This is a genomic window from Lysobacter sp. cf310, from assembly GCF_900114355.1.
Classification (GTDB): domain Bacteria; phylum Pseudomonadota; class Gammaproteobacteria; order Xanthomonadales; family Xanthomonadaceae; genus Lysobacter.
Genome location: NZ_FOSS01000006.1, coordinates 95,500 through 111,991 on the forward strand (window position 1 = coordinate 95,500; position 16,492 = coordinate 111,991).

General features: G+C 68.9%; 18 protein-coding genes and 1 tRNA gene. 12 read left to right on the forward strand and 7 right to left on the reverse strand.

Features of this window, described 5'->3' with window-relative positions; translation table 11 throughout:
- Window positions 1-9 precede the first annotated feature (9 nt).
- The 8 genes from tolR to BMZ45_RS19120 all read left to right on the forward strand — a co-directional run bounded on the left by tolR (window position 10) and on the right by BMZ45_RS19120 (window position 6,116).
- Window positions 10-459, forward strand: a complete 450-nt coding sequence (gene tolR / locus BMZ45_RS19085) for a protein TolR (RefSeq protein ID WP_091638112.1) — start codon at window positions 10-12, stop codon at window positions 457-459.
- Window positions 456-1,400 carry a TonB C-terminal domain-containing protein gene (locus BMZ45_RS19090; RefSeq protein WP_091638113.1) on the forward strand — a complete coding sequence of 315 codons (945 nt, stop codon included), beginning with the start codon at window positions 456-458 and terminating at the stop codon, window positions 1,398-1,400. The genes tolR and BMZ45_RS19090 overlap by 4 nt, the downstream gene beginning before the upstream one ends.
- 124 nt (window positions 1,401-1,524) lie before the next feature.
- Entirely contained in the window at window positions 1,525-2,838 is a 1,314-nt protein-coding gene (gene tolB, locus BMZ45_RS19095; RefSeq protein WP_091638114.1) for a Tol-Pal system beta propeller repeat protein TolB, read from the forward strand.
- A gap of 82 nt (window positions 2,839-2,920) precedes the next feature.
- Window positions 2,921-3,463, forward strand: a complete 543-nt coding sequence (pal, locus tag BMZ45_RS19100; protein WP_056182367.1) for a peptidoglycan-associated lipoprotein Pal — start codon at window positions 2,921-2,923, stop codon at window positions 3,461-3,463.
- 15 nt (window positions 3,464-3,478) lie between these two features.
- Window positions 3,479-4,321: a tol-pal system protein YbgF gene (gene ybgF / locus BMZ45_RS19105; protein WP_091638115.1), complete on the forward strand. Its 843-nt coding sequence runs from the start codon at window positions 3,479-3,481 to the stop codon at window positions 4,319-4,321.
- Window positions 4,322-4,451: 130 nt separating this feature from the next.
- Window positions 4,452-5,129 carry a 7-carboxy-7-deazaguanine synthase QueE gene (gene queE, locus BMZ45_RS19110; protein WP_091638116.1) on the forward strand — a complete coding sequence of 226 codons (678 nt, stop codon included), beginning with the start codon at window positions 4,452-4,454 and terminating at the stop codon, window positions 5,127-5,129.
- 121 nt (window positions 5,130-5,250) lie between these two features.
- Entirely contained in the window at window positions 5,251-5,949 is a 699-nt protein-coding gene (queC, locus tag BMZ45_RS19115) for a 7-cyano-7-deazaguanine synthase QueC (protein ID WP_091638117.1), read from the forward strand.
- 91 nt (window positions 5,950-6,040) lie between these two features.
- Window positions 6,041-6,116, forward strand: a tRNA-Lys gene (locus BMZ45_RS19120).
- Between the two features lie 87 nt (window positions 6,117-6,203).
- On the opposite strand, the gene BMZ45_RS19125 is transcribed toward BMZ45_RS19120, so the two are convergent.
- Together BMZ45_RS19125 and BMZ45_RS19130 are read right to left on the reverse strand one after the other, a co-directional pair.
- On the reverse strand, window positions 6,204-7,082 hold the full coding sequence (locus tag BMZ45_RS19125; RefSeq protein ID WP_091638118.1) for an MBL fold metallo-hydrolase: 879 nt from the start codon (window positions 7,080-7,082) through the stop codon (window positions 6,204-6,206).
- Window positions 7,083-7,133: 51 nt separating this feature from the next.
- The gene (locus BMZ45_RS19130) at window positions 7,134-7,553 is read right to left on the reverse strand and encodes a nuclear transport factor 2 family protein (RefSeq protein WP_091638119.1); all 420 of its coding nucleotides are present in this window, start codon (window positions 7,551-7,553) and stop codon (window positions 7,134-7,136) included.
- Window positions 7,554-7,687: 134 nt separating this feature from the next.
- Here BMZ45_RS19130 and BMZ45_RS19135 point away from each other — a divergent pair, with 134 nt between their 5' ends.
- Window positions 7,688-9,193 carry a MocR-like pyridoxine biosynthesis transcription factor PdxR gene (locus BMZ45_RS19135; protein ID WP_091638120.1) on the forward strand — a complete coding sequence of 502 codons (1,506 nt, stop codon included), beginning with the start codon at window positions 7,688-7,690 and terminating at the stop codon, window positions 9,191-9,193.
- Window positions 9,194-9,250: 57 nt separating this feature from the next.
- Here the strand turns inward: BMZ45_RS19135 and BMZ45_RS19140 are convergent, their stop codons facing one another.
- On the reverse strand, window positions 9,251-9,982 hold the full coding sequence (locus BMZ45_RS19140) for an alpha/beta fold hydrolase (protein WP_091638121.1): 732 nt from the start codon (window positions 9,980-9,982) through the stop codon (window positions 9,251-9,253).
- A 96-nt stretch (window positions 9,983-10,078) separates the two neighbouring features.
- On the opposite strand from BMZ45_RS19140, the gene BMZ45_RS19145 reads away from it, so the two are divergent.
- Window positions 10,079-10,951, forward strand: a complete 873-nt coding sequence (locus BMZ45_RS19145) for a LysR family transcriptional regulator (RefSeq protein WP_175489156.1) — start codon at window positions 10,079-10,081, stop codon at window positions 10,949-10,951.
- A 283-nt stretch (window positions 10,952-11,234) separates the two neighbouring features.
- A complete protein-coding gene (locus BMZ45_RS19150; protein ID WP_139215587.1) occupies window positions 11,235-12,338 on the forward strand; it encodes a hypothetical protein in 1,104 nt (367 codons plus the stop codon).
- On the opposite strand, the gene BMZ45_RS19155 is transcribed toward BMZ45_RS19150, so the two are convergent.
- Entirely contained in the window at window positions 12,326-13,138 is an 813-nt protein-coding gene (locus BMZ45_RS19155; RefSeq protein ID WP_175489157.1) for a GAP family protein, read from the reverse strand. The genes BMZ45_RS19150 and BMZ45_RS19155 overlap by 13 nt on opposite strands.
- Window positions 13,139-13,350: 212 nt before the next feature.
- Between BMZ45_RS19155 and BMZ45_RS19160 the strand changes: the two genes are divergently transcribed.
- A complete protein-coding gene (locus BMZ45_RS19160) occupies window positions 13,351-13,944 on the forward strand; it encodes a hypothetical protein (RefSeq protein WP_139215588.1) in 594 nt (197 codons plus the stop codon).
- Window positions 13,945-14,035: 91 nt separating this feature from the next.
- Here the strand turns inward: BMZ45_RS19160 and BMZ45_RS19165 are convergent, their stop codons facing one another.
- From BMZ45_RS19165 to pip, 3 genes are read right to left on the reverse strand one after another with little or no spacing between them, the layout of a single operon-like run.
- The gene (locus BMZ45_RS19165) at window positions 14,036-14,551 is read right to left on the reverse strand and encodes a hypothetical protein (protein WP_091638126.1); all 516 of its coding nucleotides are present in this window, start codon (window positions 14,549-14,551) and stop codon (window positions 14,036-14,038) included.
- Between the two features lie 47 nt (window positions 14,552-14,598).
- Complete coding sequence (locus BMZ45_RS19170; RefSeq protein ID WP_091638127.1) at window positions 14,599-15,021, reverse strand: hypothetical protein; 423 nt, start codon at window positions 15,019-15,021, stop codon at window positions 14,599-14,601.
- Window positions 15,022-15,063: 42 nt separating this feature from the next.
- Window positions 15,064-16,017, reverse strand: a complete 954-nt coding sequence (gene pip, locus BMZ45_RS19175) for a prolyl aminopeptidase (RefSeq protein ID WP_091638128.1) — start codon at window positions 16,015-16,017, stop codon at window positions 15,064-15,066.
- Between the last annotated feature and the right edge of the window lie 475 nt (window positions 16,018-16,492).

A 16,492-nucleotide genomic window follows, 5' to 3' on the forward strand; every position in this document is an offset into this window, starting at 1 on the left:
GGTAAGGCCATGTCCGGCATTTCCGCGCGCCGCCATCGCAAGCGCAAACTCAAGGCCGAAATCAACGTCGTGCCCTACATCGACGTGATGCTGGTGCTGCTGATCATCTTCATGGTCACCGCGCCCCTGCTGACCCTGGGCATCGACGTCGATCTGCCCAATTCCAACGCCAAGTCGATCGAGACCAAGAGCGATCCGGTGGTGGTGCAGGTCGACGCGGCCGGCAACTACTTCCTGGCGGTGAAATCCGACAAGAAGGAAGGCGTGACCGCGCAGACCCTGCGCACGCGCATGAGCGCGCTGGTCGCCGAGAACGGCAAGGATAAGGTCCAGGTCTACGTGGCCGGCGACGGCCAGTCGAACTACCAGCGCGTGATGGATGTGATGAACATCCTGCAGGGCGCCGGGGTCGAGAAGGTCGGCCTGATCAGCCAGCCCGAGAAGAGCAAAGCCCGATGAGGGAAACCAAAGCCGACACCGCGCAAGCCGTCGGTTTGGCCCTGGCGCTGCACGGGCTGCTGATCGTGGCGCTGTTGCTGAGCGCATTGCAGTGGGGCGGCGCGCCGGAAGGCGGCGGCTCGCCCATGGCCACCGAACTGACCGACGCCTCCGACCTGTCGGCGGCGATGCAGCGCACCCTGCGCAGCAAGGTCGCGCCGGTGCAGGACCCGCTGCCGCAGCCCGAGCCCGAGGACGCGCTGCCGCAGCCGGAGCCCGAGCCCAGCCCGCAGGACGCGCCCACCCCGCAGCAGCAGGCGCCGCAGGACTTCATCCCGGTGCCCGACGACAGCGTCCAGGAGCAGGTGGTCGACACCCCGACCCCGAACAAGGCCACCGAGCAGACCGTGCAGGAGGCCAAGCGCCAGCAGGACCAGGTCGACCTGACCGAGCAGGAGCGCCAGTTGGAGATCCAGCGCCAGCAGCGCCTGACCGCGATGGAGCTGGAGCGCCAGAAGCAGCTCGAGGACATCCGGCGCAAGCGCGCTGCCGCCGCGCGCGAGGCCAGCCTGGCCGAGCAGCGGCTCGCGCAGCTCGCCGACGCCCAGGCCCGCAACGCCTCCTCGGCCCAGGCCGACGCCAGCCAGCCGACCCCCGGCGCGGGCGGGCAGGGCGATCCGGGCCTGATGGCGGCTTACCAGGCCGCGCTGCAGGCGGCGATCAAGGCCAAGTGGACCCGGCCGGACAGCGTGCCGCTTGGCGCGAAATGCAAGCTGGTCATCCGCCAGCTCCAAGGCGGCACCGTCATCGACGTGCAGGTATCGTCGCCGTGTTCCTACGACGAGCAGGCCCGGCGCTCGATCGAGGCTGCCGTGCTCAAGGCCCAGCCCTTGCCGTACGCGGGCTTCGAAAAGGTGTTCAACCGCCAGCTCAACTTCACTTTCACCGCCCAGGACGAGTAAATCCGGCCCGATTGGGTGGTTCAGCCTGAATTCGTTCAGCTTTGAGGCGGCGTTCACCTCCAAACTGTTAAGAATCCCAAGCTGAACAAGTGTCCGCGTCCGAATGACCCGTAATGGAGTGCCGATGAACCGACCCCTGTCCTGGCTGGCCGCGCTGCTCGCGCTGCTGCTTCCGTTCTCCGCCGCCGCCCAGGGGCTGGATGTCGATATCGTCGGCGGCAAGGCCGCGGCGCTGCCGATCGTGGTGGTGCCGATGCCGTATCAGGGCGCCGGCACCGCGCCCGGCACCGATATCGCCAAGGTGATCCGCGACGACCTCAACCGCTCGGGCCAGTTCCGCGGCCTGCCGGTGGAGCGCATGGCCAGCCAGCCCAGCCGCGGCGCCGACATCAACTATCCGGAATGGCGCGCGATCAACCAGGACTACATCGTGGTCGGGCGCGTGGTCGACGGCGGCGCGGGCGCGTACCGCATCGAGTACGAACTGTTCGACGTGGCCAAGCAGCAGCGCCTGGCCGGCTTCGCCTACACCGCGCGCGCCAACGTGGTGCGCGATGCCGCCCATCAGATCGCCGACGCGATCTATCAGAAGATCCTCGGCGTGCGCGGCGCCTTCTACACGCGCATCGCCTACGTCACCGCCAACGGCACCGGCCGCGGCGCCGACTACGTGCTCAAGATCGCCGACTCCGACGGCTTCAATCCGCAGCCGGTGGTGCGCTCGCCCGAGCCGCTGCTGTCGCCGGCCTGGAGCCCGGACGGCAACCGCCTGGCCTACGTCAGCTTCGAAGGCGGCAATTCCTCGATCTACATCCAGAACATCAGCTCCGGCAGCCGCGAGCTGGTGGCCAAGTTCCGCGGCATCAACGGCGCGCCCTCGTTCTCGCCGGACGGCCGCCGCCTGGCCCTGACCCTGTCGCGCAGCGGCAACCCCGAGATCTACGTGATGGACCTGGGCAGCAAGGCGCTGACCCAGCTGACCAACCATTTCGGCATCGATACCGAGCCGACCTGGAGCGCCGACGGCAGCAAGATCTATTTCACCTCCGATCGCGGCGGCAAGCCGCAGATCTACCAGGTCGCCTCCAGCGGCGGCGGCGCCACCCGCGTCACGTTCCAGGGCAGCTACAACGCCACCCCCAGCGTGTCTTCCGACGGCAAGAAGATCGCGGTCGCGCAGGGCGCGGGAAATACGTATCGGATCGCCATGATGGACAGCAGCCTGGGCGCCGCGCGCTGGAGCACGCTGTCGCCGGGCTCGCTGGACGAGTCCCCGACCTTCGCTCCGAACGGCGCCATGATCATTTATGCTGCGCGCGAAGGCCGCCGCGGCGTGCTGTATTCGGTCTCCGCCGACGCTCGCGTGCGCGAGCGCGTGGTGCTGGACGACGGCGACGTGCGCGAACCGTCGTGGGGTCCCTACCGCACGCCGCAGTGAATCCGCGCCAGCTCCCAATCGATCCCCCGGCACCTGTTGTCCCGCTAATCCTGCCCCCTGTTACACCAGACGAGGAAAACCAATGAACAAGATCGCTCCCGCCACCGTCGGCAAGGTCGTGCTCGCCGCGCTGCTTTGCACGCTCGCCGTCGCCTGCTCGAAGAAGGTCAAGGAAGTTCCGCCGACCGACAGCGGCACCGGCAACACCGGCACCACCCAGCCGTCCGACGGCGGCGGTCCGGTCGCCTCGGGCGCGTACGGCCCGAACGATCTGGACACCGACGCCTGCCTGCGTCAGCGCGTGGTCTACTTCGATCTGGACCAGGACAGCCTGAAGCCGGAGTTCCAGGCCATCGTGGGCTGCCACGCCAAGTACCTGCGCGACCGTCCGTCCTCGCGCATGACCCTGGAAGGCAACGCCGACGAGCGCGGCAGCCGCGAGTACAACCTCGGCCTCGGCGAGCGCCGCGGCAATGCGGTGTCCTCGGCGATCCAGGCCAACGGCGGTTCGGGCAGCCAGATCACCGTGACCTCCTACGGCGAAGAGCGCCCGGTCTGCACCGACTCGAACGAGGACTGCTGGGCCAAGAATCGTCGCGTCGAGATCGTGTACACCGCCAAGTAATCGGACCCACGATCGATGCGCACGTTCGCACAGACCCTCGCGGCTTCGATCGTCTGCGGAGCGGCGGCCCTCACGGCCGCCGCCCCCGCTTACGCCCAACGCGCCAGCCTGGCCGACCGCGTCGCGGTGCTGGAGCAGCGCGCGGCCAACAACCAGGCCAACGTCGACCTGTTGAACCAGGTCACCCAGCTCAAGTCCGAACTGCAGGCCCTGCGCTCGCAGGTCGAGGAATTGCAGCAGCAGAACCAGCAGCTGCAGCAGTCCAGCAAGAACCAGTACCTGGACCTGGACGGCCGCCTCAACCAGCTCGAAGGCGGGGCGCCGCCGGCCCCGGCCGCCGCGCCGGCCGCCGCCGCGCCCAAGCCCGCCGCGCCCGCCGCCGTCGCAGCGCCGCCGCCGGCCGCGCATGCCGCCGCCCAGGACCGCCCGCCGGCGGTCTACGGCGACCCCGGCGCGGTGGCCCAGAGCGCCGACGAGCGCAGCGCCTACGACATCGCCTTCAACGCGCTCAAGGCCGGCCTCTACGCCGACTCGGCGCGCATGTTCCAGGCCTTCATCGAGACCTACCCGAACGGCACCTACACGCCCAACGCCTTGTACTGGCTGGGCGAGAGCTACTACGTGACCCAGAACTACCAGCTCGCGCTGGTCCAGTTCCAGTCGCTGTACGAGCGCTACCCGACTCACGACAAGGCCCCGGGTGCGCTGCTCAAGCTGGGCCTGTCCCAGCAGGGCCTGCGCCAGATCGACGCGGCCGAACGCACCCTGGGCGAAGTGGTCGCGCGCTTCCCCGGCACCGACGCCGCGCGTGCGGCCTCCGACCGCCTCAACGCCCTCCAGCTCGGCCGTCTGCGCTGACGCGACGGCACAGGCTGCGCCTGCCTGGGCGGGCTGGGCCGGCCTCGACGCCCGATCCGGCAAAGCCCCGGCACCGCAGCATTCCAGCGCCGTTCGGGCCCGCGGGGTCCGGCTCCGATAAACTAGGCGCATGAACGCCGTATCGACCGACGCGGCCCTGGCGTCGCCCGAGCGCCTGCGGCTGACCGAAATCTTCCTGTCCCTGCAAGGCGAAGCCCGCAGCATCGGCTGGCCGACCGTGTTCGTGCGCCTGACCGGCTGCCCCTTGCGCTGCCAGTACTGCGACACCGCCTATGCCTTCCACGGCGGGCAGTGGTGGCAGATGGACGACGTCCTGGCCGAGGTCGCCCGTCACGGCGCGCGCCACGTCTGCGTGACCGGCGGCGAGCCGCTGGCGCAGAAGCGCTGCATCGGTCTGCTCAGCCGCTTGTGCGATGCCGGCTACGAGGTCTCGTTGGAAACCTCGGGCGCGATCGACATCGCCGAGGTCGACCCGCGCGTGTCGCGCGTGCTCGACATCAAGACCCCGGATTCCAAGGAAGCGCACCGCAACCTGTGGAGCAACCTGGCCCTGTTGACCGCGCGCGACCAGGTCAAGCTGGTGATCTGCAGCCGCGAGGACTACGACTGGGCCAAGGACGTGGTCGCCCAGCATCGCCTGACCGAGGTCTGCGACGTGCTGTTCTCGCCCAGCTTCAGCCAGATCAAACCCAGCGACCTGGCCGACTGGATCGTCGCCGACCGCCTGCCGGTGCGTTTCCAGCTGCAGCTGCACAAGATTCTTTGGAACGACGAGCCGGGGCGTTGACGGCCGGGATTGGGGATTGGGGATTCGGGATTCGCAACAGCGGCTTCCGACTCCGCCGGATTCTGCGTTCTTCCCATCGCTCGCTTCGACCAATCCCTAATCCCCAATCTCGAATCCCGAAATGAAAAAAGCCGTCGTCCTCGTCTCCGGTGGTATGGACTCCGCCGTCGTCATCGCCATCGCGCGCGAGCAGGGCTACGCCGTGCATGCGCTGAGCGTGCGCTACGGCCAGCGCCATACCTCCGAACTCGACGCCGCCGCGCGCGTGGCCCAGTCCCTGGGCGCGGTCGCGCACAAGACCGTCAACGTCGACCTGCGCAGCATCGGCGGTTCGGCCCTGACCGACGAGGCGATTTCGGTGCCGCTGGACACCGATCACCACCCGGTCGGCGTGGACGCCGCCAAGGACGACATCCCGGTCACCTATGTGCCCGCGCGCAACACCATCATGCTGTCGGTGGCGCTGGGCTGGGCCGAAGTGCTCGGCGCGGCCGACATCTACTGCGGCGTCAACGCGGTCGACTACTCGGGCTACCCCGACTGCCGCCCCGAATTCGTCGAGGCCTTCGAGCGCCTGGCCAACCTGGCCACCAAGGCCGGCGTCGAGGGCGCGGGCCTGCGCGTGCGCGCGCCGCTGCAGTACCTGAGCAAGGCCGACATCGTGCGCGAGGGCCTGCGCCTGGGCGTGGATTTCGCCCAGACCGTGTCCTGCTACCAGGCCGACGACGAGGGCCGCGCCTGCGGTCATTGCGACGCCTGCCGCCTGCGCGCCGAAGGCTTCGCCGCCGCCGGCGTGGCCGATCCCACGCGCTACGTCTGAACCGCCGAGCCGGCCTCGCAGGACTGGGGCCTGACTCCGCGACTAGGGCTTGTTAGAATGTCCGACTCCGGCGTGCCGCCGGCGTTGCACCGGGCCGTTAGCTCAGTCGGTAGAGCAGAAGACTTTTAATCTTTTGGTCGTAGGTTCGAATCCTACACGGCCCACCAAATACGCAAGACGCCTGGGAGCGATCCCGGGCGTTTCGCTTTTTTGGCTCTGGCCGAGCGCGCAAGAGGTCTGCGCTGGCGAAGCCCTCACACGCCCATCGCGATCTCCAGCAGCACGCGCCAGGCGTTCATGGGCAGCCAATCCTCGTAGCCGTCCCAGTGCGCGTACTGCGGCAGCTTCACCGTGTCGGGAATCTTCATGAAGGGCGTGCCCTGTTCGAGCTCGGCGGAAATCGCGGCCCTCAGGTCGCGCAGAAACCGCAGCTGATCCGCCACGCTGGTCCTGGGGCCCACGGGCGCGTTGTGGGCGTACATCACTTGCTCGAAGTCCAGCGCGTCCAGCTCGGCCAGGGTGCGTTCCCATTCGCGCGGAGAGAAATCGGGCATGTAGGTGAAGGCCACCCGATGCGGCACCACCAGGTCGACGGTGTAGATCGTGCGCTCGCGCGGAAACCGGAACACGGTCATGCCTGCGCCGTGGTTCTCGCCGAAGTACAGCAGCTCGATACGGCTGCCGCCCAGCTTCAATTCCGACCTGGCCCCGGACCAGGTTTGGTCGGGCACGACCACGTCCGGACTGGGATGGCGCTTGAGCCAGTCCGCCGTGGCCGCGTGGCTGAGGACGGTGGCGCCCGCGGCCTTGAAGACCGCGCCGCCGCCGATGTGGTCGTAGTGGTTGTGCGAATAGATGAGATATCGAATGGGCCGGTCGGTGACCTTGCGGATGGCCGCGAGCGAGGCGGCGGCGAAGTCCTGATCGAAGCTGTCCATGACCACCACGCCTTCGTCGGTGACCATGAAGGCGTTGAAGGCCATGCCCGCGCCGAAGCTGTATAAGCCGGGCGCGACCTCGGTGGTCCGGTAGGCCGGCTTGGCGGCCTGAGCCGAGCTGACCGGGCTGTAGGCGCCCGCGGCCAGAGCGAGGAGCAGCAACAACCTGGCGAGCGGGTTCGTGAGAGACATCATGGGCCGACTCCATAGCGCAGCTGCATAGAGCGGCAGCTCGGCGCCTTGCGTTCAAGGGATGCGCGTCACCTGCGCATAGGTGGCCAGCCAACGGCCGTCGCGCTTGGCCCAGACATAGGCCACGCGCAGGCGGCGCGTGTGCTGCTTGCCGTCCTGGGTCCAGTGCAGGTTCACCAGTCCGCCGATCACCGCGCCGTCGCCCCAGACCTTCCGCACCGGCTGTTCGATCGTGTACGGCTCGATCTTGAATCCGGGCAGGTGGAAGTCGGCGAGGAACTGCCGCTTGTCCTCCACCGACGCGTTCGAATTCACCAGCAGATAGTCCTCGTCGACCAGCCGCGAGAGCGTGGCGACGTCGTTGTCGAATTGCGCGCGGTCGTAGTCCGCCACCGCCTGGGCCAGATCCGGCGGCAGCTCGGCCGCCAGCGCCGGCGATGCGCTCAGTACGAGCAGAAGCGTGGCTAGTCTCATGACGGTCTCCGCGGATCGGTAGCGAGCTGGGCGGGCGCTGCAGCCGATGGCCTGCGGCGATGTCCGGCGTCTGCGCCGTGGCGCCCACGTTGCCGTCGAGGCGGCTATGACACAATGACCACTAAGCCTGTTTCGTGGATAACCACTTGGGCAAGCGGTCCGCACGCGAGACCTTCGTACCCTTCGTCGCCGTCGCGGCGGATGCGCGCCCGCTCTATCGCCAGATCTACGACGGATACCGCGTGGCGATACTCGAAGGCCGCTTGCGCGCGGGACAGCGCATCCCCTCGACCCGGGCGCTGGCCCTGGAGCTGGGCATCTCGCGCCTGCCGGTGCTGACCGCGTTCGAGCAACTGCTGCATGAGGGCTATCTGGAAGGGCGCTCAGGCTCCGGCACTTTCGTGGCGTCGTCCATACACGAGCTGCCGGCCACGGCCGCGTCGGCCGCGGGAGCGGCGCATCGGCGCGATTCGCGTGACCGCGCCATCGCCACGTCCTCCGCGTCGTCCAAGCCGCCGCAGGCGCGGGAACGCAAGGCCGAGTTCGGCGCGTTCCGGGTCAGCCTGCCCGCGCTGGATCAGTTTCCGAACCGGCTGTGGGCGCGCCTGGTCACGCGCCACGCGCGCGCCATGTCGGCCGAATCGATGGCCTACGGCGATCCCGCCGGTTACCTGCCGCTGCGTCACGCCGTGGCCGACTACCTGCGCACGGCGCGCGCCGTGGCCTGCGATGCCAGCCAGGTGCTGATCGTGTCCGGGTCGCAGATGGCTCTGCATTTGTGCGCGCGCGTGCTGCTCAAGCCCGGCGACACGCTGTACTTCGAGGATCCCGGCTATCCCGGCGCCCGCACGGCGCTGGCCGCGACCGGCGCGACGGTGCGGCCGGTGCCGGTGGATGCGGAAGGACTCGCGGTGCGGGCGATGCGCCCCGCGAAGGGCGGCGCGAGCGCGATCTACGTGACGCCGTCGCATCAGTACCCGCTGGGCGTGTCGATGAACGTGGCCCGGCGGCTGGCGCTGCTCGAATGGGCGCGGCGCCAGCGCGCCTGGATCGTCGAGGACGACTACGACAGCGACTATCGGTATTCCAGCCGCCCGCTGGGCGCCTTGCAGGGCATGAACGGCGCGGACCGGGTCATCTACACCGGCACCTTCAGCAAGGTGCTGTTCCCGGCGCTGCGCATCGGCTATCTGGTCGCGCCGCCGTCGCTGGTGGGCGCGTTCCTCGCCCAGCGCCTGGCCCTGGATCTGTTCCCGCAGACCCTGGATCAGCTGGTGCTGACCGACTTTCTGTGCGAAGGCCATTTCGCCCGCCATGTGCGCCGCATGCGCGCGATCTACCAGGGCCGTCGGGACGCCCTGGTCGCGGAAATCGAACGGCGCCTCGGCGGCCTGTTGAGCATCGTCAACGCCGACGCGGGCATGCACCTGACGGCACGGTTGCCGGCGGGCTTCGACGACGCCGAAGTCGTGCGCCTTGCCCGCGCCCGAGGCATCAGCGCGATCGCGCTCTCCAGCTGCTATGTCGCCAACACCCGCGATCCCGGCCTGGTGTTGGGCTTCGGCGGCGTGCCGGAAGCGGACCTCGTCCGCGGCGTGCAGGCGCTGTCCCAGGTGCTGGCGGAGGTCGGTCGCCGCTGAAGGTAGCGGCAGCGCCAGGACGACCCTGGGGCTGCGCCGCGCCGGCGGGCGTGCGGCTCAGGCGCAGGCCTCGAGGATCACGACCAGTTCGTCCGGCTTGTCGACCGGCACGTCGTGGCCGGCGTCGACTTCGTAGGCGCTCCAGCCCGGCGTGGTGCGCGCGTCTTGCAGCGCCTGCGCGAACGGGCCGTCCCAGCCGGTCGCGAGCACGAAGGCTTTCTTGGGCAGGTCGCGATAGGCGCCGCCGACGCGCAGCCGTTGGGTGAAGGTGCCGGTGGGTTGCGGCGTGGCTTTGGCGTCGACCCGGGCGCGGTCCTGCTCGCGCAGGTAGTCGCCGGGCGAGGACGGCGGGACCGGCGTCATCGGCAGCGACGGGTCCAGCCAGGTGGCCAGGTCCGCGAAGCACTGCCCGTCCTCCGGGATGAAGGCTTCCAGATAGACGATCGAGGCGATGCGCGCGGCGATGCGCTCGGCCACGCCGGTGACCACGAAGCCGGAATAGGAATGGCCGACCAGCACGATGCCGTCGAGGTCGTTCCACAGGATCTCGTTGACCACGTCGTCGATATGGGTGTCGAGGTCGATCACGTGGCCGGGCAGGTGCGAGCGCTCGCCCAGGCCGCTGAGGGTGGGCACGTGCACGCGGTGCCCGCGTGCGCGCAGGCGCGCGGCCACGCCCGCCCAGGCCCAGGCGCCGGCCCAGGCGCCGTGCACGAGCACGAAGGTGGCGCCGGCGGGCGCGGCTGGGGTGGCGGTGTGCGGATCGGCGTTGCGCGGCTGGCTGGACATGAGAGCTTCCTGTGGAGGTTGATGTCTTGCGACGCTATCGCCGCGGCCCCATCCTGGACCAGCCAATTTTCTTGCTGGCGCCCATTAGGAAACCGAATGGCGACAGGCGTACGCGATATCGACATAGCCCTGCTGCGCGCCTTCGTGGCGGTGGTGAGCACGGGCAGTATGACCGCCGCCGCGCGCGTGGTGCATTTGAGCCAGGGCGCGGTGAGCCAGCAGATCAAGCGTCTGGAAGGCCTGCTCGACGCCATCCTGTTCGATCGCGGCGGCGACAGCCTCAAGCCCACGCCCGCCGGCCAACGTCTGCTCGCGCATGCGCAGCGTTTGATCTCGCTCAACGACGAAGTGGTGCGCGCGATGCGCGGCGCCGACGAACCCGGCGAGATCCGCCTGGGCGTGGCCCACGACGTCGCCGAACTGATGGCGCCGACGGTGTTCCAGGAGTTCCGCCGCCGCCATCCGGAGGTGCAGCTGACCTTGCTCAGCGACAACAACCAGAGCATGCGCGAGCTGTTGCGCGGCGGGCAGGTCGATCTGGCCCTGTTGGCCGAACGCGAGCCGGGGCAGGGCGAGGAACTGCTGCTCAGCGACGATCTGGTGTGGGTGGGCGCGCGCGGCGGCGAGGCGCCGCGACGCCGGCCGTTGCCGGTCGCGGTCTGCCACGAAGAGCGTTGCGGTGTGCGCGCGGCGACCATCGAGGCGCTGGGCCATGCGGGCATACCCTGGCGTCCGATCGGCCACCTCGGCCATCTGGAATCGGTGACCGGCACGATCGAGGCCGACATGGCGGTGTCGACCTTCCTCGCCAACAGCGTGCCCGATGGTCTGGACGTGCTGCGCGAGCACGGTCTACCGGCCTTGCCGCACTACTACGTCAATCTGCGTCGCCTGCCCGGCGCGAACGGCGACGCGCTGCGCACGCTCGAAGACTGCATACGCGAGGGCTTCGCGCGCGGCGAGGCTTGAGCGATTGCTCGGCGGTAGCTGGCGGCTGCGAGGCTGCCGGCGCGCGGGACCCAGGACGGTCTGCCGTGAGATCGGCCCATGCGACGCGTCTGTTACCGGCAAGCCGCGCGGGCGACGTTGGATGCGCAGTTGTCTTGCGCGATTTGGCATCGCCCATCAACGACTGTCCCCCTGAAAGGAGGTTTGCGCCGAAGCGCGCGCGGTTTGCGCTGAAACGCGCGCTAGCTCCCTGGACTTCGATGCCCGCATGGCGGAGAGTTTTTCGCTGGCTTCGGAGCCCGAAATGAAGACATCCCGCATGGCCGTGGCCATCCTCGCCGCGATGATGACGACGCCCGCGATGGCGGGCGAATGGTGGCTGGTGTTCATGGGCGGCGAGAAGCCCGGGCGCCTGATCGTGGCGGTCGACGAGGCCTTTCTCGACCCGGTGCCCTTCGCCAAGAACACCTACAAGCTGGAAACCTTCTCGCTGATGGAGCATCCGAAGTCGCCCGATTCGGTCACCTCCAACATCTTCATCGATTGCGACCGGAAGACGTTGGAGGAAAAGCTGATTCAGGTCTCGCCGCGCGACGATTTCATCCAGACCGTGCCCGACCAGCCCGCGCATCCGCCCAAGGATGCGGTCGGCCACAAGCTGGTCGAGTTCGCCTGCGAGATGGGGCCGAAGAATCAGGCCGAGCGGAAGGCCATGCGCGCGCTCAACAACAGCGAGCGCGGCTTGCTGTTCATGGGGCCGCTTACGACGTCCGACATCCGCGAGTTCGCCTGGAAGAACTTCTGGAACGACGGCAAGCGCCCGGTGGTCGCCAGCAAGCGGTCCAAGCAGGAGATCGACGCGAAGATGGCCGAGCTCGCGACGCGCAGGACCGCGGCGCTCGCGCAAGCCAACGCCATCGCCGGTCAGGTTGTGGAGGCCGACAAGCGCGACCAACAGCGCACCGCGGACGTGATGGAACTGACCGCCGCCAACGCGGCCATCGTCAAGGCGCGCAAAAGGCGCGAGCCCAGCGCGGTGCGTGGCGCGCTCGACCCCTGGATCGGGCGCGGAGAAACCGAACTGGTCGGCGCCTGGGGCCGGCCGACCCACTTCGAGGACCAGGGCGCCCGGCGCTTCCTGCATTACTACCGGACCGGCGTCCTGCTGGGCCCCGATCCGTCGCAGGGCTGCGGGGCGGGCAACATGTATGTGCCCGATCCGAATTCCAGGAACGGCGGCATGATGTGCGTGGGCGGCGCACCGCCGCGATCGGAAACCCAGGTCGACTGCACCGCCATCTTCGAGATCCGGGACGGTGCCATCATCGATTTCGTCACCAAAGGCCAGAGTCTGCAAAGCCTGAGCTACAGCAACAGCTGCAGCGCGGTGTTCGGTCAATCGAACTGAGGGCGGTGGCGGCGATTGGCCCGATCCGCGCGGTCTGGCCGACGCGCGCCCGCCTGGTGTGCGCGTTCCAAGCTGGCATACCTCGCGGCCTCGCGCGCGTCGGAACGCTCGTGGGCGAAGCGCTCGTCCAGGTCGCCGCGGGTGCCCATGAAGCGGCTGACCGCATCCCCCACCAGGGCCACGCCGGCGATCGCCACGATCCACAGCAGGGTTTCGCGCGCGCCGCGTTGCAGGGACAGCCGCCAGCGTTCGAAGCGGCCCTGCAGGCGGCGCCCGGCGAACACATACAGGGCCAGCAACAGCAGCGGCGGCGCGACGAAGATCGCGTTGTAGATCAGCAGCAGCGGTAGCCACTGCCAGAACGCGAGCGGGGCCGATGTCATCAGGGCGATCGCGGCGAAGTAGGGCAAGGCGGTGACCATCTCGATCGCGGTCACCGTCATCCCCAGCAGGACCATGCCGATCAGGCCGCCGACGCGCGGCTGCGGCTGTTCGGGCGCGTGCTTGCCCTGCTTGGGCGCGAAGATGCCGTAGCCCAGCATGCCCAGCCCTAGCGCGAGCTGCAGCGCCAGCACCAGCGGATGATCGAAGGCGGCGTCGTAGCGCTCGACCGTGGCGCCCAGGCCCAGCATCAGGGCGATGCCCAGCGCGGTGTAGGCGACGGCGATGCCCGCGATGTAGGCCAACAGACGCGGCGCCGCGCCGGGGCGCGCCATCCACCACAGCGCGACGGCCAGGGCGGACGGATTGACGCTGTCGATGACGGCCAGCCCCAGTACCGGCAGTGCGATATCGGTCATGCGCATCCGATCGCGACGAGTGGACGTGGATTGTGCCGGAAGCCGGCGGGCATCGGTGCCTACGGGTTGCGCGACCGCAGCAGCGAAACGACGGGTCGCGCAAAGCCCGCGGCCTGGCTGCCCGCGCGTCGCGCTCGCGATTGTCGAAGACCTGGACAGCGTCTATCGTGACCGACGCCCCCGCGGCATCCATCCCCCTCGAAAGGACTCCCATGCTTCGTTCCTCGTTTTGTCTGTTGCTGGCGTTCGCCGCCGCGACGCCCGTGCGCGCCGAAAAGATCGCGACGCCCGCCATCGCGGCACCCGATGTCGCGCACGCCAAGAAGTACGCCCAGGACGGCATCAGCGTCTCGCTGCCGGGCAACTGGACGGTGACCGAGAACACCGCCATGGACGAGGGCGGCGGACGCGCGCTGGGCATCGAAGCCGACAAGCCGGACTTCGAGACCCTGGGCCTGGACATCACCCTGCAGGTCTATCCCGAAGACAGCGCGCCCTCGCTGGAAGGCGCGGCGGAGTTCCTGGTCGCGCGTCAGATCGACGGCTCCAAGAACTACAGCGAGCCCAAGCACAGCGACTACCAGCTGGGCGGGCGCTTTCCGGCCCTGGTCTCGCGTTACACGCACACCGTGTTCGATGCCGATTCGGCGTACGCCAAGCGCGTCGATCTGTATGCGCTCAAGCCCTGCGGCGAGGGCTGGGTCTGCCTGCTCTACACCCAGACCCTGGCCGCGAACGAAAGCGCCGCCAGCGCCGGCATGGCCAAGCTGTACGAAACCATGAAGTTCGCGCCTGCGCGCAAGTGAGCGCACCCGCCGCGACGCGCGATACGCGTGTCGCGGCCTTTCGCTCGCCGCGCCGCGTAGGCGGCGTCGGCCGCGGGCGCCGGCGCCCGCCTCACCAGATCTTCCAGAACGGCTTCTTCTTCGGCGGCAGCGCCTCGGCCTCGCCCTCGGGCGGCGTGTAGTCGAGATAGGGAATGGGCTGGCCGCTGAAGCCGTCGATGCCCAGCGGCAACGGCTCGAAGTGCTGGCTCAGCCAATCGGCGTGCTGCCGCCGCGCCGCCTCGGCCTCCGCATTATTCAGCACCAGAAATCCGTGGGTGTCGGAGCCGCGGTAGGAATCGCTGTGCACGAACACGCTGTAGCGGTCTTTCAGGATTCGCGCGACGGAGGAGATCATCACGTAACGGTCGCGTCCGCTTTCGGTCAGCGGGATCGCATAGGTCGCGCCGCGATGGACCAGCTCCCGGGGCTCGTCCTCGTCCAGCATGCCGATCGCGTCGTCTTCGGCCAGTTCATCGGAAAAGCCGGTGACCACCTCGGACTCGAACGAGCGCCAGTCGATCCAGATCAGCGCGTCGGACAGCTCGTCCTCGTCGAGGGCGACCAGAGTGGCTAGCGGGGTGCGCATGAAGTGCTCCTGTAACGCCAAGGGCCGTGAGCGAACGTTTGGAAAGCCTAGGACATCCGATCGCAACTTAGCGCCATCTGCTTGCAGCGCGGGCAGGCGTCGCCGGCATGGAGTTCGACTTTAAGCACGCCCTGTTCGCAACAGGCCGGGCAGGCGGTGGTGGCCAGCGTGAAGAGGTCGGACCAGGTCGCGGCGTCGGCGAGCTCGTAGAACTCCAGGTACTCGCCGCTGCCTTGCAGGCGGACCTGGCCCTGCTCGGTGGACATGGCGCACAGCTCCATGCGCTCGCCGTCGGCGGGGCCGCGCGCGCCGCGGGTCGGCACCATGTGCTCCGTCGCGCAGTGGGCGCACACCACGTAGAAATATCCGCCCATCGGCGGGTCGGCGCGATAGCTGCCGTGCGAATGATGGCTTGAGAACCAGAACTCGCAGTTCCGGCACTCGCAGGTGCTGCCCCAGAGCGATCCCATGATTCCTATGAGTTCCTTCGGTGCGACCGGCCAGGTGGCCGACTACGCGAAGCGATCGGCCAGGGCATCGGTCGCGCCGACCAGCACGTCCACGATCGCCGGATCCGCCGCGCTGTGCCCGGCCAGCACCACTCGGAACTCGGCCTCGGGCCAGGCCTGGGCGAGGTCGTAGGCGCTCTTCACCGGACAGATGACGTCATAGCGACCCTGCACGATGGTCGCCGGAATATGGCGGATGCGGCCGACGTCGCGCAGCAGCTGATCCGGTTCCAGGAACACGTCGTGGCGGAAGTAATGCGCTTCGGCGCGCGCCACGCTGATCGCCAGGTGCGGTTCCTCGAAGTTGCCGGCCTCGTCGGGGTCGTGGATCAGGGTGGTGCTGCCGCCTTCCCAATAGCCCCAGGCTTGCGCAGCGGCCAGGCGCACGGCCGGGTCTGCGCTGTCGAGCCGGCGCCAGTAGGCCTCGGTCAGGTTGTCGCGTTCGGCGGCGGGGATGTGCGCGACATAGCGCTCCCAGCGCTCCGGGAAGATCCAGCGCGCGCCGCCGTCGAGTTCGTTGAACCAGCGCAGTTCCCCGGGACGGCCCAGGAAGATGCCGCGCAGCACCAGTCCCAGGCAGCGCTCGGGATGGGACTGGGCGTAGGCCAGAGCCAGGGTGGAACCCCAAGAGCCGCCGAACACCACCCAGCGTTGGATGCCGAAGTGTTCGCGGATGCGTTCGATGTCGGCGACCAGATGCCAGGTGGTGTTGTCGCGCAGTTCGGCGTGCGGCGTGGATTTGCCGGCGCCGCGCTGGTCGAACAGGACGATGCGGTAGCGCGCGGGATCGAAAAAGCGGCGGTGGTAGGGCGAGACCCCGGCGCCCGGGCCGCCGTGCAGGAAGATCACCGGCAGCCCGTCGGGATTGCCGCATTCCTCGATGTGCAGTTCGTGCAGATCGTCGACCGCCAGGCGGTGCGTGCGGTAGGGCTCGATCTCGGGGTACAGCTCGCGCATGGCGCCGCTCCTTGGGTGTTGCGCCAAGCATACGGCGAGGCGGTGGTGCGGACGATGGTGGGGCGGGGGTAGCGGTGGATCGGTAGGGGCAGCGGCGTGGGCGATCGGGAGCGAGGGTCCGTCCCTGTGGCAGCGGCGTCGCACCGGGATGTTCTGCGGTCATAAGCCGCGATCGCGTTGCGGCGTGTGGCCGCGTCGTTACCCGTCTGGCTATCGATGCGTCGACTGCGGACTGGCTTGCGTCGGCGGATGGAGGTCGTGGTCGCGGCTTGCGCCGCTCCTACAGGGGGCGGGGCGGGATGTTGCGGAGCGTGGCTGGCGTCGGCGGATGGAGGTCGCGGTCGCGGCTTGCGCCGCTCCTACAGGGGGGCGGAGCGGGATGTTGCGGAGCGTGGCTTGCGTTGGCGGATGGAGGTCGCGATCGCGGCTTACGCCGCTCCCACAGGGGGCGGGGAGAGGGTGCGCGATGCTTGGC